At 51.9% G+C, this 4,612-nt stretch carries 4 protein-coding genes; all 4 read left to right on the top strand.

Annotated features, from left to right (window positions below; genetic code table 11):
• Positions 1–84: ATP-dependent Clp protease proteolytic subunit (locus tag VN114_RS00530; protein ID WP_325510904.1), on the top strand; the 84-nt coding region annotated here is incomplete at its 5' end.
• Between the two features lie 114 nt (positions 85–198).
• Positions 199–1,476 (top strand): ATP-dependent Clp protease ATP-binding subunit ClpX, encoded by a 1,278-nt coding sequence (clpX, locus tag VN114_RS00525; RefSeq protein ID WP_325510902.1) that lies wholly within the window; start codon positions 199–201, stop codon positions 1,474–1,476.
• Between the two features lie 236 nt (positions 1,477–1,712).
• Entirely contained in the window at positions 1,713–4,124 is a 2,412-nt protein-coding gene (lon, locus tag VN114_RS00520) for an endopeptidase La (protein ID WP_325510900.1), read from the top strand.
• Positions 4,125–4,379: 255 nt separating this feature from the next.
• The coding region (locus VN114_RS00515) for an HU family DNA-binding protein (RefSeq protein ID WP_325510898.1) at positions 4,380–4,612 on the top strand (233 nt) is incomplete at its 3' end.

The raw sequence follows: 4,612 nt of genomic DNA, 5'->3' as shown, positions 1-4,612 counted from the left end.
GACACCGAGCGCGACTATTTTCTGTCCGCGGACGAGGCCAGGGACTACGGCCTGGTTGACAAGGTGATCGCCAAGCGCATCTAGGCGCGCGTGCCGGCGGCGTTGCATGGCGGCAACGGCGTTTTCTGTAACAGAAAGCGCCGTTCATATTTGGTTATCATTCAGAAACTACCCGTAACAAGGCAAGGCGCCCCCTACATGGCCGAGAAAAAAGGCTCTTCCAGCGAAAAAACCCTTTACTGCTCTTTCTGCGGCAAAAGCCAGCATGAAGTGAAGAAGCTGATTGCCGGACCATCCGTGTTTATTTGCGACGAATGCATTGACCTCTGCAACGACATCATTCGTGATGAGGCGTCCAGCGTCGAGACAGTCGCAGGTGGAAGCCCGCGCAGTGATTTGCCGACGCCGCAGGAATTGTGCGAACTGCTGGATCAGTACGTGATCGGACAGCAATCGGCCAAGCGCATTCTGTCTGTTGCCGTCTATAACCACTACAAGCGTCTGAAGCATCTCGGCAAGAAAGACGATGTCGAATTGGCAAAGAGCAATATTTTGCTGGTCGGTCCAACCGGTTCAGGTAAAACATTGCTGGCACAAACCTTGGCGCGTACGCTGGATGTGCCGTTCGTGATTGCCGATGCAACGACGCTGACCGAAGCCGGCTATGTCGGTGAAGACGTCGAAAACATCATTCAGAAATTGCTGCAGAACTGCAACTACGAAGTCGAGCGCGCACAAAAAGGTATCGTTTACATCGATGAGATCGACAAGATTTCACGCAAATCGGATAACCCTTCGATTACGCGCGACGTGTCTGGTGAAGGCGTGCAACAGGCCTTGCTGAAATTGATCGAAGGCACGATGGCATCGGTGCCACCGCAAGGCGGCCGCAAGCACCCCAACCAGGATTTCGTGCAGATCGATACGACGAATATCATGTTCATCTGCGGTGGCGCATTCGACGGCTTGGCAAAAATCATTTCCGAACGTTCGGAGAAAAGCGGCATCGGTTTCTCTGCCAGCGTGAAGAGTCGCGAAGAGCGGACTGCGAGTCAGGTCATGCTGGATACCGAACCGGAAGATCTGATCAAGTTCGGCCTGATTCCTGAACTCGTCGGACGTTTGCCTGTGGTCGCAACATTACGTGAACTGGATGAAGAAGCGTTGATCCAGATTCTGCTTGAGCCGAAGAATGCACTGATCAAGCAATATTCGAAGCTGCTGCAGATGGAAGGTGCCGAACTGGAAATTCGTCCGGCTGCGTTGCAGGCAATTGCCAAAAAAGCCATTGCTCGTAAAACGGGCGCTCGTGGACTGCGTTCGATTCTGGAACATGCGTTGCTGGATGTCATGTATGAATTGCCGAATGAACAGAATGTTTCCAAAGTCGTCATTGACGAAGGGACGATCACAAATGGCGCCAAGCCATTGCTGATTTATCACGAGCAGCAGAAAGTCTCCGGTGCAAAACAATAATTTTGCAAAAAGCGGCTGAAATCATGAAAAACGGGCTTTTTTAGCCCGTTTTTTTATTAAAACGCAGTACAATTTAAGCACAGCAGGAATCATTCAGGCTTCCATCGTAAAGCCACTTCGAAGAACAACTTCGCGGGTGGCTTTTTTGTTTGCTGAATTGATTTTTGTTGCTGTCCGGGCTTGTGTTTTGGCTGCTCGCGCCAACATCATTAACACGTTTATCGATAAGGCTCGCCATGACGACTACACTTTCTATTGAACAAACCCAACTTCCGTTATTGCCATTGCGCGACGTTGTTGTCTTCCCGCACATGGTGATTCCGCTTTTCGTCGGTCGTCCCAAGTCAATCAAGGCGCTGGAAGCAGCCATGGAGCAGGGCAAGAGCATCATGCTGGCTGCCCAGAAAGCTGCGGCCAAGGATGAGCCGTCAGCTGACGATATCTATGAAATCGGCTGCGTCGCCAATATTCTGCAAATGCTGAAGCTGCCCGATGGCACCGTCAAGGTGCTGGTCGAAGGCGCGCAGCGTGCACGCATCCATCACATCAGCGAGCTGGAAACACATTTCGTTGCCGATCTGACGCCTATTGAATCCGAAGCCGGTGATGAGTCGGAAGTCGAGGCCATGCGTCGTGCGATCGTCCAGCAGTTCGATCAGTACGTCAAACTGAACAAGAAGATCCCGCCTGAAATCCTGACTTCACTGGCAGGCATTGATGATGCCGGCCGTTTGGCCGATACCATTGCTGCGCATTTACCGCTGAAGCTGGAACAAAAGCAAGTCATCCTGGAAATTTTCAACGTTGCCAAACGCTACGAGCATCTGCTCGGCCAGCTGGAGGGTGAGCTCGACATTCTGCAAGTCGAGAAGCGCATTCGCGGCCGTGTAAAACGCCAGATGGAGAAATCTCAGCGCGAGTACTACCTGAACGAGCAGGTCAAGGCGATCCAGAAGGAATTGGGTGAAGGTGAAGAGGGCGCCGATCTCGAAGAACTCGAGAAAAAAATTCTTCTGGCAAAAATGCCGAAGGAGGCACTCGCCAAGGCACAAAGCGAACTGAAAAAACTGAAGCTGATGTCGCCGATGTCAGCAGAGGCGACAGTTGTGCGTAACTATATCGATACGTTGCTTGGTTTGCCATGGAAGAAAAAATCCAAGGTCAACAACGATCTGTCGAATGCCGAACGCGTGCTGGAAGACGATCACTACGGTCTGGACAAGGTCAAGGAACGCATCCTTGAGTATCTCGCCGTGCAACAACGCGTCGACAAGGTAAAAGCGCCGATCCTGTGCTTCGTCGGTCCTCCGGGCGTCGGTAAAACGTCGCTGGGTCAGTCGATCGCACGCGCAACGAATCGCAAGTTCGTGCGCATGGCATTGGGTGGTGTGCGTGATGAAGCAGAGATTCGCGGCCATCGCCGTACCTACATCGGTTCGATGCCAGGCAAGATTCTGCAAAGTCTGTCGAAAACCGGTGTGCGTAATCCATTGTTCCTGCTTGATGAGATCGACAAGCTCGGCATGGATTTCCGCGGCGATCCGTCGTCTGCATTGCTGGAAGTGCTGGATCCGGAACAAAACCATACGTTCTCGGATCACTATGTGGAAGTCGACTTCGATCTCTCCGACGTGATGTTCGTCGCGACGTCGAACTCGTACAACATTCCACCTGCATTGCTGGATCGTATGGAGGTGATTCGTCTGTCCGGTTATACGGAAGATGAAAAGACCAGCATTGCGCAACGCTATCTTTTGCCAAAACAGATCAAGAATAACGGTCTGAAGGAAGGCGAAATCAGCGTGGCGGAATCGGCGATTCGCGACATCATTCGTTACTACACGCGTGAAGCCGGTGTGCGTTCGCTGGAACGTGAAATTTCGAAAATCTGCCGCAAGGTCGTCAAGATGCTGCTGCTGAAAAAGCAGGATCGCAAGATCAGCGTGACGTCGAAGAACATCGACAAGTTCCTCGGTGTGCGTCAGTTCGATTTTGGCGTTGCCGAAAAAGAGAATCAGATCGGTCAGGTGGTTGGTCTTGCATGGACCGAAGTCGGCGGCGATTTGTTGACGATCGAATCGGTCAGCATGCCAGGCAAGGGCAACATCATTCGCACCGGTACGCTGGGCGATGTGATGAAGGAATCGATCGAGGCGGCGCGCACGGTTGTGCGTAATCGTGCGAAGAAACTCGGCATCAAGCCGGAGATTTTCGAGAAGAGCGATATCCACATTCACGTTCCCGAAGGTGCGACGCCGAAGGATGGTCCATCTGCAGGTGTGGCGATGACGCTGGCAATGGTGTCTGTCTTCACCGGTATTCCGGTAAGAGCAGATGTTGCGATGACGGGTGAAATCACGTTGCGCGGTGAAGTGTTGCCGATCGGCGGTCTGAAGGAAAAACTGCTGGCAGCACATCGCGGCGGTATCAAGACCGTGTTGATTCCTGAACAGAACGTGAAGGATCTTGCAGAGATTCCTGACAACGTGAAGAACAAGCTCGAGATCGTTCCGGTTCGCTGGATCGATAAAGTGCTGGAAATTGCACTTGAGCGTGCACCGGTTGCCTTGTCGGAAGAGGATGTCGCAGTCGATGCATCCGTCACGAAAAATTCGGAATCGACCGATCCGAACGTGATGAAGCATTGATCCCACGGTAATCATGCAGTTTTGAAAAAGCGCTCTTCGGAGCGCTTTTTTTCTTATGTAGTACCGAACGTTGCATACATTGGTGAATTGTTTCAGAAATCGTTTGGTTTTTCAGAGAGGAATCTGCGGCAAAGCGCTTGACACAAGGCTTTGCGGCTTGTTTAATACCTGCTGCAGATTTTTCTGCCTGCGCATAGTTGCGATACACATTCTGTAAAGCGACGTGCGATATTCAACCTTTGTGAGGGGACGTAAGTGAATAAAACCGAATTGATTGACCACATTGCCGATTCTGCAGATATTTCCAAAGCTGCTGCAACGCGCGCACTTGACTCCCTGATTGGTGCTGTCAAAACCACGTTGAAAAAGAACGGTTCCGTTACCCTGGTCGGTTTCGGCACATTTTCCGTAGGCAAGCGCGCTGCTCGTACCGGCCGCAATCCGCGTACCGGCGAAGCGATCAAGATCAAGGCTGCCAAAGTACCTAA

The sequence above is a fragment of the Oxalicibacterium sp. genome, assembly GCF_035565035.1.
Taxonomy (GTDB): domain Bacteria; phylum Pseudomonadota; class Gammaproteobacteria; order Burkholderiales; family Burkholderiaceae_D; genus Oxalicibacterium.
This window is presented reverse-complemented; position numbering and strand designations above follow the sequence as displayed.